16 protein-coding genes and 1 tRNA gene are annotated in these 18,121 nt (G+C 49.3%); 13 read left to right on the top strand and 4 right to left on the bottom strand.

Annotated features, from left to right (window positions below):
* Window positions 1–11: 11 nt before the first annotated feature.
* Both MCON_RS06115 and MCON_RS06110 read right to left on the bottom strand, forming a co-directional pair.
* On the bottom strand, window positions 12–2,357 hold the full coding sequence (locus tag MCON_RS06115; protein ID WP_048132002.1) for a lamin tail domain-containing protein: 2,346 nt from the start codon (window positions 2,355–2,357) through the stop codon (window positions 12–14).
* A gap of 305 nt (window positions 2,358–2,662) precedes the next feature.
* A tRNA-Gly gene (locus MCON_RS06110) sits at window positions 2,663–2,734 on the bottom strand.
* A gap of 143 nt (window positions 2,735–2,877) precedes the next feature.
* On the opposite strand from MCON_RS06110, the gene MCON_RS06105 reads away from it, so the two are divergent.
* The 8 genes from MCON_RS06105 (at window position 2,878) to MCON_RS06075 (ending at window position 10,522) form a co-directional block, all read left to right on the top strand.
* Entirely contained in the window at window positions 2,878–3,768 is an 891-nt protein-coding gene (locus MCON_RS06105) for an NAD(P)/FAD-dependent oxidoreductase (protein WP_232844379.1), read from the top strand.
* Window positions 3,769–3,771: 3 nt separating this feature from the next.
* Window positions 3,772–4,731, top strand: coding sequence for an archaeosine biosynthesis radical SAM protein RaSEA (locus MCON_RS06100; RefSeq protein ID WP_013719138.1), 960 nt, complete (start codon window positions 3,772–3,774; stop codon window positions 4,729–4,731).
* Between the two features lie 51 nt (window positions 4,732–4,782).
* Window positions 4,783–5,646 carry a universal stress protein gene (locus tag MCON_RS06095; protein ID WP_013719137.1) on the top strand — a complete coding sequence of 288 codons (864 nt, stop codon included), beginning with the start codon at window positions 4,783–4,785 and terminating at the stop codon, window positions 5,644–5,646.
* Window positions 5,647–6,046: 400 nt separating this feature from the next.
* On the top strand, window positions 6,047–7,183 hold the full coding sequence (locus tag MCON_RS06090; RefSeq protein WP_013719136.1) for a DUF1646 family protein: 1,137 nt from the start codon (window positions 6,047–6,049) through the stop codon (window positions 7,181–7,183).
* A 237-nt stretch (window positions 7,184–7,420) separates the two neighbouring features.
* The gene (locus MCON_RS06085) at window positions 7,421–8,296 is read left to right on the top strand and encodes a universal stress protein (protein ID WP_013719135.1); all 876 of its coding nucleotides are present in this window, start codon (window positions 7,421–7,423) and stop codon (window positions 8,294–8,296) included.
* An 83-nt stretch (window positions 8,297–8,379) separates the two neighbouring features.
* Window positions 8,380–8,508, top strand: coding sequence for a hypothetical protein (locus MCON_RS16860; RefSeq protein ID WP_269798850.1), 129 nt, complete (start codon window positions 8,380–8,382; stop codon window positions 8,506–8,508).
* 232 nt (window positions 8,509–8,740) lie between these two features.
* Window positions 8,741–9,130 carry a hypothetical protein gene (locus MCON_RS06080; RefSeq protein ID WP_157863700.1) on the top strand — a complete coding sequence of 130 codons (390 nt, stop codon included), beginning with the start codon at window positions 8,741–8,743 and terminating at the stop codon, window positions 9,128–9,130.
* Window positions 9,131–9,766: 636 nt separating this feature from the next.
* On the top strand, window positions 9,767–10,522 hold the full coding sequence (locus MCON_RS06075) for a DUF1646 family protein (RefSeq protein ID WP_013719133.1): 756 nt from the start codon (window positions 9,767–9,769) through the stop codon (window positions 10,520–10,522).
* A gap of 42 nt (window positions 10,523–10,564) precedes the next feature.
* Here the strand turns inward: MCON_RS06075 and MCON_RS06070 are convergent, their stop codons facing one another.
* Window positions 10,565–11,674 carry an RNA-guided endonuclease InsQ/TnpB family protein gene (locus MCON_RS06070; protein WP_048131998.1) on the bottom strand — a complete coding sequence of 370 codons (1,110 nt, stop codon included), beginning with the start codon at window positions 11,672–11,674 and terminating at the stop codon, window positions 10,565–10,567.
* A 728-nt stretch (window positions 11,675–12,402) separates the two neighbouring features.
* On the opposite strand from MCON_RS06070, the gene MCON_RS06065 reads away from it, so the two are divergent.
* Window positions 12,403–13,503, top strand: a complete 1,101-nt coding sequence (locus tag MCON_RS06065; protein WP_013719131.1) for a DUF1646 family protein — start codon at window positions 12,403–12,405, stop codon at window positions 13,501–13,503.
* 178 nt (window positions 13,504–13,681) lie between these two features.
* The gene (locus MCON_RS06060; RefSeq protein ID WP_162145004.1) at window positions 13,682–14,965 is read left to right on the top strand and encodes a CBS domain-containing protein; all 1,284 of its coding nucleotides are present in this window, start codon (window positions 13,682–13,684) and stop codon (window positions 14,963–14,965) included.
* Window positions 14,966–14,971: 6 nt separating this feature from the next.
* Here the strand turns inward: MCON_RS06060 and MCON_RS16075 are convergent, their stop codons facing one another.
* Window positions 14,972–15,130: a hypothetical protein gene (locus MCON_RS16075; RefSeq protein ID WP_157863698.1), complete on the bottom strand. Its 159-nt coding sequence runs from the start codon at window positions 15,128–15,130 to the stop codon at window positions 14,972–14,974.
* Window positions 15,131–15,201: 71 nt separating this feature from the next.
* On the opposite strand from MCON_RS16075, the gene MCON_RS16070 reads away from it, so the two are divergent.
* The 3 genes from MCON_RS16070 to MCON_RS06050 all read left to right on the top strand — a co-directional run bounded on the left by MCON_RS16070 (window position 15,202) and on the right by MCON_RS06050 (window position 18,090).
* A complete protein-coding gene (locus MCON_RS16070; RefSeq protein ID WP_157863697.1) occupies window positions 15,202–15,369 on the top strand; it encodes a hypothetical protein in 168 nt (55 codons plus the stop codon).
* A gap of 688 nt (window positions 15,370–16,057) precedes the next feature.
* The gene (locus MCON_RS06055; protein ID WP_048131996.1) at window positions 16,058–17,194 is read left to right on the top strand and encodes a DUF1646 family protein; all 1,137 of its coding nucleotides are present in this window, start codon (window positions 16,058–16,060) and stop codon (window positions 17,192–17,194) included.
* Window positions 17,195–17,301: 107 nt separating this feature from the next.
* Window positions 17,302–18,090, top strand: a complete 789-nt coding sequence (locus tag MCON_RS06050) for a DUF1646 family protein (protein ID WP_013719128.1) — start codon at window positions 17,302–17,304, stop codon at window positions 18,088–18,090.
* The last annotated feature ends 31 nt before the right edge of the window (window positions 18,091–18,121 follow it).

Below are 18,121 nucleotides of genomic sequence, written 5' to 3'. Positions count from 1 at the left end.
ATCTCTCGTTATCACCAGGAACAGCATTTGATCTCCGACCTGCTTCCGGCATCTACTTTTGCCAGGGATTGATACAGAGCGCTATCACCGCATGGCAGCCATTGCATAGACTGCAACGATTCTATATTTGATGCCCGGGGAGGCTTGCCTACTACAACAAGGGCGGAGGAACTGGTAGATATGCTTTCGTTGCCCTCGGTGGAGCTACCAGATACCAGTGCTTTGACCTCGAAAAGGCCCTCCCTTTCCGCCCCTGCCATGAAGCTCACCGTCCTTCTTCGTCCGGCGTCGATCCTTCGAATGCTCCATTTGACCACACCAGAATCATTCTCCAGGGTAGCAGTGGTGGAGTTGATGAAGCTCATGCCCTCAGGCAATAGAGCAGTGATGTTCGCGCTCATAGTATAATCAGCGGTGTTATTCAATATCAACCGGTAGCTTACAATCTTCTCGTCTACTGGGGAGAGAGTAGCAGTGAAGTCCAAGGGCAGCAATTCGGCAGGACAGCCGCTCCAATCCAAATCCAGGGTGGTGCTGTTGCTCACCCTGAGCTTGCGCTCTCTGGGCGTTCCCCGAGAGGAATAGACATAGATAGTGTTAGCCCTCGCCCGATTCGTATAGTTCTCTTTTCTGGTGATAACCTTGAACTGCATATCGATCGTGAACGAATCCCCCGAGCCTAGGGCTGGTATCGACCAGTTGCCATAGGTCCGGGCGAGCTCCATCGGCTCAACAGAGGAGCCTATGAAGCGGGTTCCCGAGGGAAATGTATCACGGACATATATAGGCGCAAACGTCCGATTCCCGTCATTGACCACAGTGACGGCGAATCTGAGGACATCACAGCGATCTGGATCGACATAACCCTGCTTGTACACAGACATATGGGGCGAGTCATACTTGGGAAGGATGAAGATCGTCCTGTCGATCTTGTAGTCACCAATATAATCATCCTCCAGCAGGGCAAGATCGGTGCTGTTGTTCCCTCGTCTGAAGACGGACTTCAAGCTGGCTTGGCCTATGAAGCTGGAGGATGTCCTCACCTCATTGGGCCATTTGACCTCGACCTCTTTCTCCAATTTCGCCAGGTTGGTATAGTGCTCCTCTGCATAGAGGCCATTGGTGGCATTCAGCCCGAACCCCTCTTCCCACATATGAGATCGATTTGCCACTGAGTCATTAGAGTATGAATAGCCGGCTGGCATGTAGTCTAAGATGACATTCTTTCGGGCATAATCTCCCGCCTCGATGATTTCCTCCGCCTGATAGAGTCCGCTTCCCCTCTCATAGCTGGAATAGTCCTCACCCACCTTCTTGTATACATCCACATAGCCCGATTCGTCTGTGGAGTTCACTGCCCTCTGATATTCACCCTTGGTGATGGTTTCCTCAATATGGAATCCGCCCAAGTACTCCTCGGAGAGCTTAAGCTTATCTGAGCAGTATTCTACATTGGTCCTGCCGACCGAGTCTGAGCTGAGTTTCATCTTAAGAGATCCATATTTGGATTGGACCGCAACGTCCTTTGATATCGAGTTTCCATAAGTGGTGGACTGAGATGCCATTGATCCATCTTCGCCCCCCTCATTCATGCTCTTGATCGAGGACGATTCTGCCCATAAAGAGTCATAATATACAGTCCTATTGCCAGGCAGACCATTGAAGGTGCGGTTGTAGCGCATGGAAAGGGCATCCTTTTTCAGATCAATTCTGCTGACATTTATGACATCGTTTATATCCATCCGGAAAGAGGAATCGGCACTGTAATCGCCTGATCCATGCTCATGAGAGATAAAACTGCCGCCAACCGGATCGCCGCCTCGGTTCTGCAGGTTCAAATAGCCTCTGCCGGATACGCTGCCATCCATATTGAATATGACCGCCTTGCTCGCCGTCACATCGCATTGAACGCCGGAATTGGGAGCGCCTGGTGTGGATTCCATGAACATCCATTCAGAAGCGCCATCTGGATATTTGCCCCAGGCGCAGCCATCCTCCTGGCTATCATATATGCTGATAGTGCGATCAACCCCATGATCAAAATCGTCCTCCAGGATTATGACTGCACCATAGTTGCTCAGCCATTTCTCCCCAAAGTACATCAGATAAAAATCTCCAGGAGAAAGTATAGTTCCCTCATCAATGAACTCCTTTCTGGATCGATCATCACTGGACATGATCGCCCAGCCGCTCACATCAACCTCCTCCTCGCCATTATTATATATTTCAACCCACTGGATCTCAGCATCATCCTCGATATAATCCAGCTCCACCTCGTTTATCACTACGGATCCAGAAGCAGAGGCAAAAGAGCATGCATTCAGAGCCAGCAGGATCAAAATATACATGAGCCTCATAATTCATGCTCGGATATCATCTCTCAGAATAAAAGAGCATACCTACCAATTGTAAGGATTTGTGGGCAGAATAATGCAATTTTATTTATCTCACCAATCCCCCGGGCGGACCGATGGGATCTGAAGAATTATGTTAGTCGCAAGATTGGTGAACCGATATGCTCAGACACAACCACAGAGACGCCGAGTAGCAGAGGCGATTATCTCTGCAGGACTTCATCTATATAATTCAGAGAAGAGCAAAAAAAATTGTCAAGCAAACCTGCCAGACGGACCCTGTCGCCAGGATATGACTTGCCTTTATATGCGCCGATCGGGATTCGAACCCGAGTTTAGGCGTTGGCAACGCCTAGTGATAACCGCTACACTATCGGCGCGGCGCTTGCTGGAAGCATCCCCATCAACAACCTTCTAGTCTAAAAACATTGCGGGCAGATAGAACCCCGAAAGCCTACCACATTACTGAACACTTTATCTACCTTGAAGGGGTGCTGATTTATGGTGAATTCGCTTGTATGATGTGGTCATAGTAGGAGCAGGCCCGGCAGGGCTGACCGCTGCCATGTACTGCGCCAGAGGAGGGAAGAAGACTCTGGTTTTGGGGAGCATTTACGGCTCTCAGACCGCCATGGGTGGCCTCTATGAGAACTATCCCGGCTTTCCGGAGGGCATTAACGGCATTGAGCTCTCGGAAAGGATGCTGGCCCAGGCCCAGAGGTTTGGAGCGGAGAACCAGACGGAACTGGTGGAGAAGATCGTGAACCTGGGAGACTTCTTCCGCCTGAAGACTGAGAACTGGCAGTACGAGTCCAAGACGATCATCCTGGCCATGGGGGCCAGCCATCGCCCGATAGGGGTTCCAGGCGAAAAGGAGCTGACAGCCAGAGGGGTCTCCTATTGCGTCCATTGCGATGGTGCCTTATTCCGGAACAAATCAGTAGCGTTGGTAGGCTACGGCAATGGCGCAGCCAGAGCAATTCTCTATCTGGCCAATATCGCGAGCCGAGTCCACCTCATATCACCCAAAGAGAAGCTGGTTGCAGAGCCGGTGTATCTGGAAAGGATCAAGTCGCTCACCAACTATGCCGCCACCTTTGGCGCGCAGATTGCCGAGATCCGAGGGGAAGAGTTCGTGGAAAGCGTGGAGTTCAATGTGGGGGGAACCCCCCGTTCCCTGAAGGTGGAAGGGGTCTTCGTGGAGATGGGCATGAAGCCCAATGTGGAATTGGCAGAGAACCTTGGCCTGGATATGACCTCTGGAGGCTTTGTGAAGATCAACCGGCTCAACCAGGAGACGAGCATGCCCGGTGTCTTCGCCGCCGGGGACATGACCGGCGGACGGATGCAGGCGGCAACTGCTGTGGGTGCGGGCGCCTCCGCCGGCATCAGCGCACTGCAGTATCTCGGGTAGACGATGACAAGATCTGAGGAAAGAAGGGACCCAAGAAGGCCGGTCAGCGTATGGCGATCCCAGGATCTGGTGGATGGACGCCCTGCCCAGGCTCTGACCATGATCCTGCGCACGGTGGGATGCAGGTGGAACCGCTGCACCATGTGTGGCTATGCCGGCGAGGGCGCACCCGCTTCGGCAGACGACCTGATAATCCAGTTCGAGAGCGCCATGGAAAAGTGCTCTCCAGAGGTGACAGTGGTCAAGATCTACACCAGCGGCAGCTTCCTGGACTCTGAGGAGATGCCCGCGGGGGCCAGGATCGAGATACTGCGCCGCTTGGAGAATGCGGGGATCGAGAAGCTGATCATTGAGACCCGGCCGGAGTACGTGAACCCTGATGCGGTGGAGGAGTGCCTCTCCCACCTGCAGACCGAGTTCGCCATGGGCCTTGAGAGTGCAAACGACCTGATCAGAGAGCACCTCATCCGCAAGGGTTTTCTCTTCCAGGACTTCGTCCGCGCCTCGGAGATGGTGCACGGCCAGGGAGGAGGGGTTAAGGCCTATCTGCTCCTGAAGCCGCCCTTTCTCACCGAAGGGCAGGCTATGCGTGATGCCATATCCTCCGCCCGGGCAGCACGCCCTTATGCAGACATCATCTCCCTGAACCTGTGCAATGTGCAGCGCAATACAGTGGTGGAGAGGATGTGGGAGAAGGGCGAGTATCGGCCACCATGGCTCTGGTCCGCCCTTGAGGTGCTGAAAAGCTCCCCAGGCCCCATCATCTGCGATCCGGTGGGTGCAGGCACCAGGCGGGGGCCCCATAACTGCGGCCAGTGCGATGCCGCCCTGGCGGAGGCGATCAGGAAGCACGATCTTACCCAGGATGCGAGGCCCTTCGATGATCTGCACTGCCAGTGCAAGGAAGCATGGCAGAAGCTGATGGAGCTGGAAGAGCAATCCTTCGGCACCCCACTCTGCTGAAATAGATTGAAATATCAGGAAATGGAACTAATTCATTAAGGTGAGCTAGAAATGTTTGAAAAGGTGTTGATCGCCACAGATTTCTCCAAACATGCCAAGAAAGTGATCGAATGCATCGGCGAAATGCCGGGATTGAAAGAGGTACTACTTCTCAATGTCATTTCTAGAGATCCGCTCGCCCGTGTCTGGGATCCGGTATCGGAGATAAAGGATATCGAGAAGAAGCTGGAAGAGGAGAAGAACGCCATTAAATCCCCCGGGGTAACGGTTAATGTAAAGGCGGTATCCGTTTTAGAGGGCGAGGTGGCAAGCGCCATCAATAAAGTGGCAATGGAAGAGAACGTCTCCCTGGTGGCCATGGGAGCGCGGGGAAGGAGCCTGATCATGAGCACTCTGCTGGGAAGCTCTTCACGTAATGTGCTTCGCTTCGGCAGGACGCACCTCTTGATCATGCGCTACAAGACCCTGGATGATAATACCATGGAGAAGTATTGCGCCCGAGTCTTTGCCAGAATTCTCTTCCCAACCGACCTCTCCCAGACTTCTGAGGTCGCCCTGTCCTTCCTGAAAAGCCTGAAGGGAATTGGAGAGATAGTGCTGCTCAATGTCGTCTCCAAGGGGGAGACCGACGAGGAGATCGAGGCCAATGTCGCATTGGCCAAAGAAAGGATCGAGGAGATCGCCCAGAATCTGAAGATGGCAGGCATGCAGGTATCATCCAAGGTGGTTGTGGGCCAGCCTACCGAGGTTATCAGATCGGAGGCTGAGAAAGAGGATGTCTCCTTGATTGCCATCAGCTCTCAGGGAGCCTCGGCCATAAAGAAGGGCAGAATAGGAAGCACCGCTTATGACGTGGCCAACTCCGCTTCCAGGCCGGTCCTGATATTGAGGCAGGAGAAGATGGCTGCTTATTAGCCATTTTTCTTTTTTATCAAATTTTTATTGGTCCAATTCAGCTTTTTGAATTCTTGTATCAATTACCACATTTTCTAGATGCTTTATTTTTCAGATATATAACTCGATCCAGGCTTTTTTTGGGTGTCAGATCCGTTTGAGCTCCCAAAACAAAAAACCAAAAGCATTTAATATTGGGTTGAGCATCCAAATAAGAGACTCTCCGAATGAGGGAGCCTGTCTATGCAGGGATAGAAGGAGTGGTCGTATGGTTTCGCTATATAGTGAGCTTGAGTGGAGTTGGGGCAAATGGATACACATTGCCATACCACCGGAGCCATGAGCCCCATTGACAGCCTCTGGCCTGCAGAGACAGAGACCATTGATGCTGAAGATTTTATAAATATTGGAGGGAATATTTGTGCAATTTGACCCGCTGGACATTGGCCTATTTGTCATTGTACTAATTGTTCTTCTCGGACCTTTCCTGGTCAAGAAGATAGAACATAATCTGGAAGCCTTTCTGTTCGTCATGGGCGTACTGGCAGTAACCATATCAAGCTTCTACAGCAAGCCCGATCTCATGGCGACGCTGGGATACACAGAGCATCAGGTTGAGCTCATTGGCTGGAATATGGAGATTGTGATGGAAGCCCTCGAAGAGCCCATAATAAAGGGAATAGTTCCCGCAGTTCTCGTGGCCGGCATTCTCTTCCACTATGGTCGTTCCTATGCTCAGATGGCGATGAGTAAGATCACTAAGGTGATCCCAATAAAGATTATCGTATTTCTGATCGTAGTCATTCTGGGATTGTCCTCCAGCATAATAACCGCAATCATAGCCTCGCTCCTCCTGGTGGAGCTCTTGAACTGCATGCCATTTGACCGCCAGACCAAGATCAATCTGGTCATCATCGCCTGCTTCTCCATCGGCTTGGGAGCAGTTCTCACGCCAGTTGGCGAGCCCCTTTCCACCATCGCCATCACCAAGCTGCAGGGTGAGCCCTATAACGCCGGATTCTTCTTCCTGTTCAATCAGCTGGCCGTATATATCATACCGGGCTGCCTGGCCTTCGGCCTTCTGGCCATGTTCTTCACCGGCAAAGCCAAGCTCTCTGAGTGCATGGTCGCTGAGGAGGAGGACGGCGGCTTAAGAGAGGTAGTGGTCAGAGCAGGCAAGGTCTACATCTTCGTCATGGCCCTCCTGCTCCTCGGCTCGGGAATGAAGGTAGTGATAGATAAGTACCTACTCGGCATATCCCCACAGATCATCTACTGGGTCAACATGATCTCGGCCATATTGGACAATGCCACACTGACTGCGGCTGAGCTCAGCCCGGCCATGGACATGGTCCAAATCCAGGCGGTTCTGATGGGCCTTCTCGTATCAGGCGGCATGCTGATTCCCGGCAACATCCCCAACATCATCTCTGCAGGAAAGCTGGGAATCACCAGCAAGGAGTGGGCGAAGCTTGGTGTGCCTCTGGGCCTAATCGCCATGCTGATCTACTTCGTGTGGATCTTCTACATACCTTTCCACGTTGAGTTTGCCCTTTAGAAGTGATGCTAGCATCACTTCTTTTTTTTGTGAGGAGCATGTGATTGCTCCAGAAAGTCTCCCTTGAAAACGTTTGGCAAATTGCCAGTGGATTGCATTTTCGAGTTTCATCTGATCCAGATATCTCCCCTTCTAATGCGCCCTCTTGAAGGCAAGCATTTAACTAGTTCATTATTAATTGTTATAGTCGATGAATTGAAATATCATAATGATGAATTAATTCCGGAGATGGTTGATATGTTTGAAAAGGTTTTATTCCCCACGGATTTTTCCAAGTACTCCCAGAAGGTCCTGGAGTGCGTAAAAGAGCTTCCGGGCGTGAACGAAGTGGTGCTCCTGCATGTGATCGGCCCTGCAGATCCTCTCGCCAAGGTATGGAACCCAGGAGGGCGGATCGATGAATCTAAAGCAAACCTAACGGAACAGAGCAAGATTCTGAGCAGCCGAGGCCTCAGCGTCAAGACGAGAACAGAGGCCATAATGGAGGGGGATATCTCCAGAGTGATCCAGAAGGTAGCGGATGAAGAAGAGAGTTCCGTTATCGTCATGGGCGCGAGAGGCAAGGGTGTCGTGGAGGGCATATTTTTGGGAAACGTCGCCAAGAACGTTCTTCGCTATGGGAACACAAATATTCTTCTTATGCGCTACAAGATCCTGGAAGGCAGGAGCGGCCCAAGCTTAGAGCAATTCTGCTCGCATCCCTTTTCAAGAATACTCTGTCCCACCGACTTATCGAAGCCGGCCGAAGAGGCGATTGCTTTCATCAAGAGGACTAAAGGGGTAGGAGAGATATTGCTCCAGCATGTAGTCTATCGGGGAGAGACCTGGAGAGAGATCGAAGCCCAAACAGAGGAGACAACCAGGAAGCTCAATGTCATCCGGGATGAGCTTGAGGAGGCCAGAATAAAGGTCAAAATCCACACAAGCGTGGGAAATCCCGCTGAGGAGATAATCTCCCTGGCCGAGAAGGAGAATGTGTCGCTGATTGCGATGAGCTCCCATGGAACGGGCTGGTTGAAGCAGTTGGGTGTGGGGAGCACGACCTACGATGTGGCGAAGATTGGCGATCGGCCGGTCTTAGTGATCAGAGCAAGAGCTGAATGCACGACCTAGAAAAGATTCTATTATAAGAATCTGTGCAGGATTCGACAATGCAATAAGAAAAGCATAAATACTAAAATTGTTAATGTTTATTAATGGTTAATTTGGTCTGGATAGGAGATGAAATGAGCGATAAAATACCTGCAATAGCCTTCCTCGTTGCAACGCTGTGCCTGGCAATTCTAGTTACCATAATGTTTCCAGATTTGCCTGGACTGCCTTAGGCTTCAATACGAAGCTTCCGACCCGAGATTATTCAAAAACTCAGCAGAAATTTATCTAATATAACTAATGCAATGCGTTTCATAAGTATGTCGAGTTGAGCACCTAGCAAGCCATTTGCCCAGGATTAGGACTGCAATACCCCCTCCTTCGTGGCTTCGAGGATATCTCCAGAGAATCCCTCGACGAGGCATGCTTTTTCTGCGTAATTAGCCAAGTCAATTCGGAGCGCCGATGATAAGAGGAAGATCTGCAGCTACAGCCACGGGGTGGCTCTTGTTGATGCTTGGTGGAGCGATGGCATTGATCACTGGCAAGGGTGATATTACAGTGATCACTGCGGGTTTGCTGATCGTATTTAGTGGTGTATATGTGCTAAGCTTGGTCAAACCAGCTTCCAAGCAATTCATAGGGGCGGGATGGCCAGAGAAATTCTGCAGGATCTCGGCAGTTGCCATTGGATTGATAATGGTGGCCAGCGGATTCATCAGCTCAACAAGCGGTATTAGAGATATTTTGATCTTTTATGACTTTGCAGGGATCTACTTCGTGCTAATCGGCCTTCTGCCATTTGGTTGGGGGCTTTACATATTGAAACTAGCCATTTATGGTGTCCGATCTTGATGTCTCTTCCTGCCACCCCCAGCCCGAGTCTTGGATTCTTATGCATTGCTGAAACATCTCAGGCGCTCAGTCCATTATTTGACTCGTTGCTGAATTATGTGGGTGAGTTCAGGCAGAGAATATGGCCTCTGTTCCTCTGCGCCTCTGTGGTTGAGTTGGAGCATAGCGGTTCACCACAGAGGCAAAAAGATACAGAGAATTTGCGATCCAAGTTCTCCCATACCAAATAGCGAGGAGCCCATTATTTGTCTAAGATGAGCTGAAACCCTCTTTTGTTCCACAAATTTCCAGAACAAGGACTCCCTGTGTGGAGACGGAAAAATGAGGACGAAAAAGTGGATCAAGATCGGCTAGATTTACTTAACTATTAATAATTATCATGTATTGCCAGAATAAAGACCAAAACATTAAATATGATCAGGAGACCAATATGACTTTTGCGAGAAACTAAGATAGAAACCATCAAACTAGACAATCCTTATTTCCGGATATCCTATATAAGATAAGCATCATGAATAATAATTAGCAATTGATCCCACACAGGGTATCAAAATGCTTTAATATGAGAATATCACTAATTTCAATTATAGTTTGAATTGAAGCTAAAAGACGTATTCGTCAACAGGTGATCTCAAGATGGTGTTAATCCCAGTTGAAACAGGATTGATTGCGATATTTTTGGCTGTGCTCTTAGGTCCCCTGTTGATCAAGAGGATCGAACGCAATCTTGAAGCATTCTTGTTTCTGATAGGTGCCTGCGCCATTGTATTGTCAAGATCCTGGCACATAGACCTGGTTGAGGAAGCGGTCCAGGAACCAGTAGTAATTGGCATACTGCTTTCTGTCTTAGTGGCTGGATTGATAGTGCACTACCGAAGGCCGCGCTTTTTGCAGGGCATAAACGACATTCTCCTGGATGGGATCACCATGAAAGTGATATTCCTGGAGATTGTAGTTGTGTTGGGACTATCCGCGGCCATTATCACACCGATAATTCCATTCTTCGTGCTCGTGGAAGCGGTGAACTGTCTGTCCCTCCCACGCGGGTCAAGAGCGATCATCACGGCATTGGGATGCATTTCCATCATTCTAGGGGCTGCTCTGCCTTATGTAGAAGGGCTTTCATCGGAGATTGCTGTTACGAAAATGCAGGGAGAACTTCCTTCAGCAGGCATCTTGCCATTGGAGCTGCAAAGCCTATACATACTACTGATTATTCTAGTACTTGGCTTGATAAGCATATTCTTCTCGGAGGAGAAGGTAAAAGCCATGGAGATGCAGGCTTTTGAAGGAATAGCAGCTCATGAGAAAATGGCAATTTGGGGTGTTAGATTATTCATGTTTGCAGGAGCCCTTCTTCTTGTTGGTGTGGCATTCGGAGTCGATATCTAAGGATAACAACATGGGCAGCGAGTTCAAGAAAGCAAGGGTCAACTACCCCTCCCTGAAGGGATGGGCTTGTAGCTCCGCAAAAAGTCGGGCCACGATGGGCATATTGACTGATACCCTTGCAGCAATATTCCGTGCTGCGATTGTGTCAGCCGGACCAGAGAAGCCGCAGCAGACACACGAAAATTCGTCCCTTGTAGGACGGTTGGATCGAGATATAAGATGACAGATAGGGCATTCCTGGGAAGTATAAGCAGGATCAATGCAGATCAAGGGCACACCAGCTATGGCGGCCTTGTAGTCGATATACTGCCTGAGTTGATAGAAGCTCCAGTTATGCTGTTTGCGCCTCTGAGCCTTTGGAACCGTTATCCTCTCTCTTATGCCAGAAAGATCTTCCAACACGATAGCAGACGAGGTGTCTATGGCCTTCGCAACCAGCTTCTTAGAGATGCAATGATTAACGTCTCTATGGAACCTAGCTTCTTTACCGGAAAGCTTCTTCAGATGACGTTTTGCGCTATCTGTTCCACAGCTCTGAAGATCGGCTTTGAGGTTATCGATTTTGGATCTAACCTTTTCAATCTTCTCACCAGAGAACTCTTCACCCGAAGAATCTACTGCAATATTCTTGATTCCATGATCAACACCAAGAACATTTTGAGGAACAGACTTCTTTGGCTCGGGAACATCGACCACAACACAAAGATAGAATGTCCCATTCTGGAAGATGAGATCCGCCTGACCTCGGATTCTATCAAGCCTTGGAGCATGGTAATCACAGATCACGACAGGCAGCTTAATTCTGCCATCGAGCGTCAGCAAGGATACCCTATCGAGTCCCTTCCAGGACATGATTCTCTGATCATAGATAACAGCTCCATTGGGATCAAATTTGGGCTTAATGGACTTATCTCTCTTGTAGGCTTCGCAGGACTTGGATATGGCCCTAACAGCCATCTGAGCAGAGATGCCAAACATTTCCCGAATATCACGATAAACAATCTTCTGCAATTCGATTTTGTTGGCTGTATGGAGTTCAAAAGCCTTTTCCCCCACGTAATTGCAGGCGGCGTTGAACTGATGCATAGTCTCAAGGAGCGCACGGTTATCTTCAGCCGAGGTATCCAGTTTGACTTTGAGGGTTTGCATCATTGCATAGATAATAACGATCCATATACATATAGAACTTTCGGCATTCCTCCCCACCCTGAAGGACGGGGCCTCCTGCCGAATTGAGGTGAACGAATATGTATGCAGGGATAGAAACCGCAAGCATAATAGCCTCGATTGCAGCATTGACGAGCTGGGGCTTATCTTTCGCGGCGATCAATAAATACCTTAGATCGCACGCCACCCATGACGACAATGGGTTTTACATGCTCTTCTCCATATTTGCAAGTCTCGCAGTGGCAATAGCAGTTGCAGCCGGAAGTAAGCTGTTAATGGTACAGACTGCTCCCTCCGGCATGCGTTTGATGACAACGGCAGACATCATTTTGGCAATAGCGGTGGTGTTAATCTGGGGCATATCCTTTGTAGGCATAACCAGGCACTTGAAATTGCATTCCACTCAAGCTGACAATGGGTTTATAATGCTCCTCTCCACTGCGACGAGTCTGGCTGTAGCGATAGCGTCTGCCGCAGCCGGAAGGGAGCTATTGAAGATGCAGACCACTCCCCGTGCCATGGATTTGATGACAACGACGAATATCGCTGTAGCCATGGCAATAGTTGCGACCTGGGCCGTGTCATTCGTGGCCATAACCAGGCACTTGAGATCGCATTCTACCCAAGCTGACAATGGATTTTATATGCTCCTATCGGCTGCGGCGAGTCTGGCTGTGGCCATAGCGTCTGCCGCCGCAGCAAGCAGAATCTCGATGCTCCAGACTGCAACGGTCAATCTGGGCTATGGCATAACAGCGGTCGATATTGGTTTGGGATTGGTAGCCCTGGCAGTGCTGATTGGACCCTTCACCGTGAAGAAGATCGAGCATAACCTCGAGGCATTCTTATTTGTGATGGGAGTGCTCTCCGTCACCATAGCCGGCGTCTGGGAGATGAGGCTGGTGGAAGAGGCGGTTATGGAACCGGTGGTAAAGGGCATCGTGCCTGCGGTGCTGGTGGCAGGGATGGCCTTCCACTACGGCCGTAGCCGAGCTCAGAGCGCAATGAGCTATGTATTGGATAATACCTCAATCAAAGCGGTGGCCTTTGTGATGATCGTCGGCCTGGGATTGATATCCAGCGTCATCACGGCTATCATCGCTGCCCTTCTGCTGGTGGAGCTGGTCAATTGCATGCCTCTGGAGCGCAAGGACAAGATCAACCTGGTGATCATCACCTGTTTCGCCATAGGACTGGGAGCTGTGCTCACACCGCTGGGCGAGCCGCTCTCAACCATTGCCATATCCAAGCTGCAGGGGCCACCATATAACGCCGGATTCTTCTTCCTCTTCGAGAAGCTGGCTTTATACGTAATTCCGGGGGTTCTGGCCCTGGGAGTGCTGGGCGTATTATTCACCGGTAAGGCGACCAAGCAGAAGTGCGTTACAATGGTGGAGGACACTGAGACTCTGAGAGATGTGGGCGCGAGGGCTGCCAAGGTTTACGTATTCGTGATGGCCCTCCTCCTATTAGGCGCCGGCATGAAGATCATCATCGATAAGTACTTCACAGCCATACCGTCCGAGGTTCTCTATTGGGTGAACATGTTATCGGCGATCCTTGATAACGCCACATTGACTGCAGCGGAGATTGCTCCCAGCCTGACCATAGGTCAGATCACCGCGGCGCTGATGGGGCTATTGATCGCTGGGGGCATGCTGGTTCCAGGAAACATACCCAATATCATCGCCGCGAACAAGCTGGGAATAACATCAAAGGAGTGGGCTCGCCTGGGAGTGCCTGTGGGATTAGTACTGATGCTGGTCTACTTCGTGTGGATCTTCTACATACCCTTCGGCCCGTTAGCGGGCTGAAATTTTTCGTACATTTATGTCTTTAATGCATATCCACGAGTCTTATGGGAGACGATCGATGAACGACTTTGATAACCGCAATGGCTAAATCCAGGAAAAGCCAATGGTCATTCCTAGTGGGACAACAAAAATGCTACGGCAGTATTTATCTGAGCTATATTCGGCTGCAATGAAGATTATGGCACCAGCTAAGCCTTTAGTAGATGCATTAGCTCGCCGCAGGGAATTATGGTTCGATGGCAAATTGGGCTCTGCATTGCAGGAAATCCCTTTGAATGTATTACTTGCCACGATCATAGTCATGCTGGGGCTATTAGCTATCTTCATCACGCCGATACTTCCGCTCTTGGTGCTTTGTGTGGTAGCATTCATGCTTTCCTTCAATCGCAAGGCTACAGCAAGGTTTGTCGTGATGGGAGGGCTCTCGACAGGCTTTGGAGCATTAACCACTGTTGGTTTGCCTCCCTCCCCAATAACGTCCCTAAGACTTGAGGGATCGGCATCTGCTACGAATTTCTTGACAAATCTAGACCCATACACGATATTCGTCATTGCAGCTATCGGAATACTTAGCCTAGGGCTCCAAATAGATTTAACACCAGTTCAGAGAGATACTCTATCCACTTTGGTTAACCTCCACCGTACAGATAGCCGGGCAGTCAAGGCCAAGGAGATCGGAGAGTTGATGGACCGCAATCCAGAAACGATAAGGATCCAAATGCGATCTCTTAAGGCCTTAAACCTTGTAGAGAGCGTCACTGGCCCCAGGGGTGGGTATACGGCCACGGCCACAGCGTACGACGCATTGAGCAGGGGCCACAATGGGGACGGAGACGAAGTTGCAGTGCACATAGTTAAGAATGGCATTGTGGTCGAGGGCGCGAGCGCAACCGAAATTGTCTTCAATAATGCCATGCGCCCACCCTGCCAAAGCTGCATATCCATTCGCGTAAGCGGCAATATCAAAGACTTCAGCGTAGGGGATGAGGTTGAGGTTGGACCTACTCCTATTAGCGAGCTATATATTCGCGGCAAGGTTGCGGCATTAGACATCACCGCGAGCAGGATTGTCCTGGATCTCACTGAAATGATCTCGATTCCCAGACGCTCAGTCAAGACGGTTGCCCGGCGTGCAGTCCGCATCAGTCCTAACACCACTCTGAGAGAAGCATCGAGGATATTGGTCATCAACGGGGCCCAGGAGGCTTTAGTGGAAGATAGATCCCCCGGTCTTGTGAACATGGTAGATATAGCCAAGGCGGTAGCAGAAGGCAGAACTGATAGAGAGGTGCGCGAAATCATGACTCCGGGCTTCCTTACAATCAACTCCGATGCGCCCATCTTCGAGGCGGTAAGGATGATGGGAAAAACGGGTGCAAGGCAGCTCGTAGTCTCGGATAATGGCGCGCTGTGGGGAATTATCACGCCCAGAGATCTGATGGAATCCCTAGCACACGCCTAAGTGCCATCATATTCTCCTGAGCATATTCTTAAACAAGCCAGATATGGTCCATCGCTCAAAGATATCTCTGGAATCCATCTTCACGCTCTCGAAGATCTTGGCCCGGCCCTGGATCACCTGATCCGCCTTGCCCGGCCGGGCATGGAAGCCTTTTCGAAACATCATTCAGGTAAGCAATGAACACAAACTTTTTCATTTATTACATCTAATACATCCGTGCAGGAGTTCTGAGGAGAATGAATACACTTACATATATAATAGTGTTATTTATTGGAGCCGCTGTGGGATACTTTTTGGGCACCCCCGGAATTATTGGGATGATCGCAGGAGCAATTGTTGCAACGGTGATTTTCTTTGATATGAATCGCAAAGGTCTGCCTTCGATGAGTGATAAGATAGAGTAGATAAAAAAGACCACCCTCGTTGGGTTTCGAAGCCCTGGTGGAAATCATATTAAAGCTTAACGCTTTCTGCCGTCGTGTTTTGGGCGGCTCCATATTGAAGTTAGCTGTAAGCGTTGTTTGAGTGCGATAGCAGTCCCTTCCGTCCCAGATAAAGCCGGGGCCAATCTCCTGCTGCTCCATCCTGTATTCATGGAATTCGCGACGATATCAAGAAAAAAATTCGGAGTGAAGATCTTTAGCAAAAGCATTTCAAATGGGATTATCATTGGAAAAAGATTCAATTTTTAGCGGCATCAAATTTTTTTATGATGATTTATTAAAATCTATCGAACAGTTGCAGAAAAAAACGAATAGATCCAGTTAATGGTTAATTATTATGATTATTTGTAAAATTGTTTATAAACTCAAAAAATCGTTAACATTAGTTAATAAAATTAGCACTAATTTTCGTTATATATTTTAATAGGCTTTATGCCATCGATTTATGCGAATCGAGGCGCCAATAATAGCCAATAATAATTGAGCTTTTCTAGAAAGGATGAGCCTATTTTCATTAATAATATCATGAATAATAATTTGCAAACATTGGTATTTGTGCCCCAAAAATGTTAAATATGGGTAAATATGAATTCTCGATTAATAGAAATCGGAAAGATTTGAGAATGAATTGTGATTTGGAGGTATTAAGGTGGTTTCACCTACACTGGTAGATATTGGGTTGTTTGCCATAGTTCTGGTTGTGCTGGTAGGACCCTTTATGGTTAAGAAGATCGAGCACAATTTGGAGGCATTCCTATTTGTTATGGGTGTATTGGCGGTTACGATAGCCGGTTTTGAAAGCAGGGCAGTTCTGGAGGCCATAGGCTACAATCATGAACAGATAGCCGAAGTCGGCTGGAACATGAAGCTGATAATGGAAGCTGCTATGGAGCCAGTGGTAAAGGGCATCGTGCCTGCGGTTCTGGTTGCCGGTCTGCTCTTCCACTATGGCCGCTCTTACGCTCAGAACGCCATGGCCGCTATCCTGGACAAAGTCTCCATCAAGCTCGTCGTGTTCCTAATGGTAGTCATCCTGGGACTGGCATCCAGCGTCATCACGGCCATAATCTCTGCCCTGCTGCTGGTAGAGCTTGTAAACTGTATGCCCATCGACCGCCAGACCAAGATCAATCTGGTCATCATCGCCTGCTTCTCTATCGGCCTGGGTGCAGTCCTTACTCCGGTAGGCGAGCCACTGTCCACCATCGCCGTTACAAAGCTGCAGGGAGCGCCCTATAATGCCGGATTCTTCTTCCTCTTCAATCAACTTGCCATCTATATCATCCCCGGCGTACTGGCCATGGGCGCATTGGCCGTGGCCTTCACGGGCAAGAAGAGCCAAGAGGCCTGCCACGTCGCCGCTGAGGAGACGGAGACTCTCAGAGATGTGGTCATAAGAGGCGCCAAGGTTTATCTCTTCGTGGCAGCCCTGTTGCTCCTGGGTGGCGGCATGAAGATCGCGATCGACAAGTATCTTTTGACTGTGCCGCCTCAGATCCTTTACTGGGTGAACTCGATCTCGGCCATATTGGACAACGCTACTATGACTGCAGCTGAACTCAGCCCAGCCATGGAGATAACCCAGATTCAGGCGGTTCTCATGGGGCTTCTCATCGCCGGTGGTATGCTGATCCCAGGAAACATCCCCAACATCATATCCGCCCAGAAGCTGAACATCAGCAGTAAAGATTGGGCAAAGCTTGGCGTCCCCCTGGGACTGGTGATGATGCTGGTCTACTATGTGTGGGTATTCTACATACCTTTCCACATTGAGTTTGCCCTTTAGAGGTGATGCTTGCATCACCTCTGTTTTCAATAGTTAAGGCGGCGTACTGAGTCAACTTCTGGAAAAGAATCAGAAATATGAATTATGGATTAGAAAGGTGAACGAAAATGTATGCAGGAGTCGAAATAGGGTTGATTCCCATATTTTTGGCCGTGCTCTTGGGTCCTCTATTGATCAAAAGGATTGAACAAAACCTTGAGATGTTCTTATTACTAATGAGCATATGCGCCGTTGCTATCTCAAGATCCTGGCATATAGGCATAGTTGAAGAAGCGATCCAAGAACCATTAGTAGTCGGCATAGTGCTAACTGTATTGCTGGCTGGATTGATAGCACACTATATCAGGCCCGACTTCTTGCACAACATAAACGCCATCCTCTTAGATAGGATCACAATGAAAGTGATCTTCCTGGAGATTGTCATTGTGCTGGGACTATTGGCTGCTATTATTACACCAATACTCTCATTCTTTATGCTAGTGGAAGCAGTGAATCATCTGCCACTCATGCGGAAGACGAGGGCAAAAATTACCATATTGGGATGTCTTTCCATTTCTCTAGGAGCCGCTCTGGCTCTGGTAGATGGATCATCCTCGGCAATAGCTATTACAAGAATGCAAGGTGAGCTTCCTTCAGCAGGCTTCTTGCCGCCGGAACTGCAAAGCCTGTACATATTCCTGAGCATATTGGCCCTTGGCTTGATATCTATGTTCTTCGCCGAGGAGAATATGAACTCGATAAGGAAGCAGGCTCATGGAAGAGCGTCCGCTCATAAAAGAATAGCAATTTGGAGTGCAAGGGTATGCATGTTTGCAGGAGCCCTCCTTCTTATTATTTTTTTGCCGCAATACCCCGATGCTTGCATCGGGGATAAAGGGCATCCGTGTCCAACTTAGGGATTTGATCAGATCCGAGTAGTACTATCTT

The organism is Methanothrix soehngenii GP6 (assembly GCF_000204415.1).
GTDB classification, from domain to species: Archaea; Halobacteriota; Methanosarcinia; order Methanotrichales; family Methanotrichaceae; genus Methanothrix; species Methanothrix soehngenii.
This window is presented reverse-complemented; position numbering and strand designations above follow the sequence as displayed.

Coding starts and splice junctions, on each gene's coding strand:
- MCON_RS06075 (WP_013719133.1), top strand. CDS start 9,767: ATGGTGTTAATCCCAGTTGAAACAGGATTGATTGCGATATTTTTGGCT.
- MCON_RS06085 (WP_013719135.1), top strand. CDS start 7,421: ATGTTTGAAAAGGTTTTATTCCCCACGGATTTTTCCAAGTACTCCCAG.
- MCON_RS06095 (WP_013719137.1), top strand. CDS start 4,783: ATGTTTGAAAAGGTGTTGATCGCCACAGATTTCTCCAAACATGCCAAG.
- MCON_RS16075 (WP_157863698.1), bottom strand. CDS start 15,130: ATGATGTTTCGAAAAGGCTTCCATGCCCGGCCGGGCAAGGCGGATCAG.
- MCON_RS06060 (WP_162145004.1), top strand. CDS start 13,682: ATGGCACCAGCTAAGCCTTTAGTAGATGCATTAGCTCGCCGCAGGGAA.
- MCON_RS06115 (WP_048132002.1), bottom strand. CDS start 2,357: ATGAGGCTCATGTATATTTTGATCCTGCTGGCTCTGAATGCATGCTCT.
- MCON_RS16070 (WP_157863697.1), top strand. CDS start 15,202: ATGAATACACTTACATATATAATAGTGTTATTTATTGGAGCCGCTGTG.
- MCON_RS06070 (WP_048131998.1), bottom strand. CDS start 11,674: ATGATGCAAACCCTCAAAGTCAAACTGGATACCTCGGCTGAAGATAAC.
- MCON_RS06080 (WP_157863700.1), top strand. CDS start 8,741: ATGATAAGAGGAAGATCTGCAGCTACAGCCACGGGGTGGCTCTTGTTG.
- MCON_RS06100 (WP_013719138.1), top strand. CDS start 3,772: ATGACAAGATCTGAGGAAAGAAGGGACCCAAGAAGGCCGGTCAGCGTA.
- MCON_RS06050 (WP_013719128.1), top strand. CDS start 17,302: ATGTATGCAGGAGTCGAAATAGGGTTGATTCCCATATTTTTGGCCGTG.
- MCON_RS16860 (WP_269798850.1), top strand. CDS start 8,380: ATGGTTAATTTGGTCTGGATAGGAGATGAAATGAGCGATAAAATACCT.
- MCON_RS06065 (WP_013719131.1), top strand. CDS start 12,403: ATGCTCCAGACTGCAACGGTCAATCTGGGCTATGGCATAACAGCGGTC.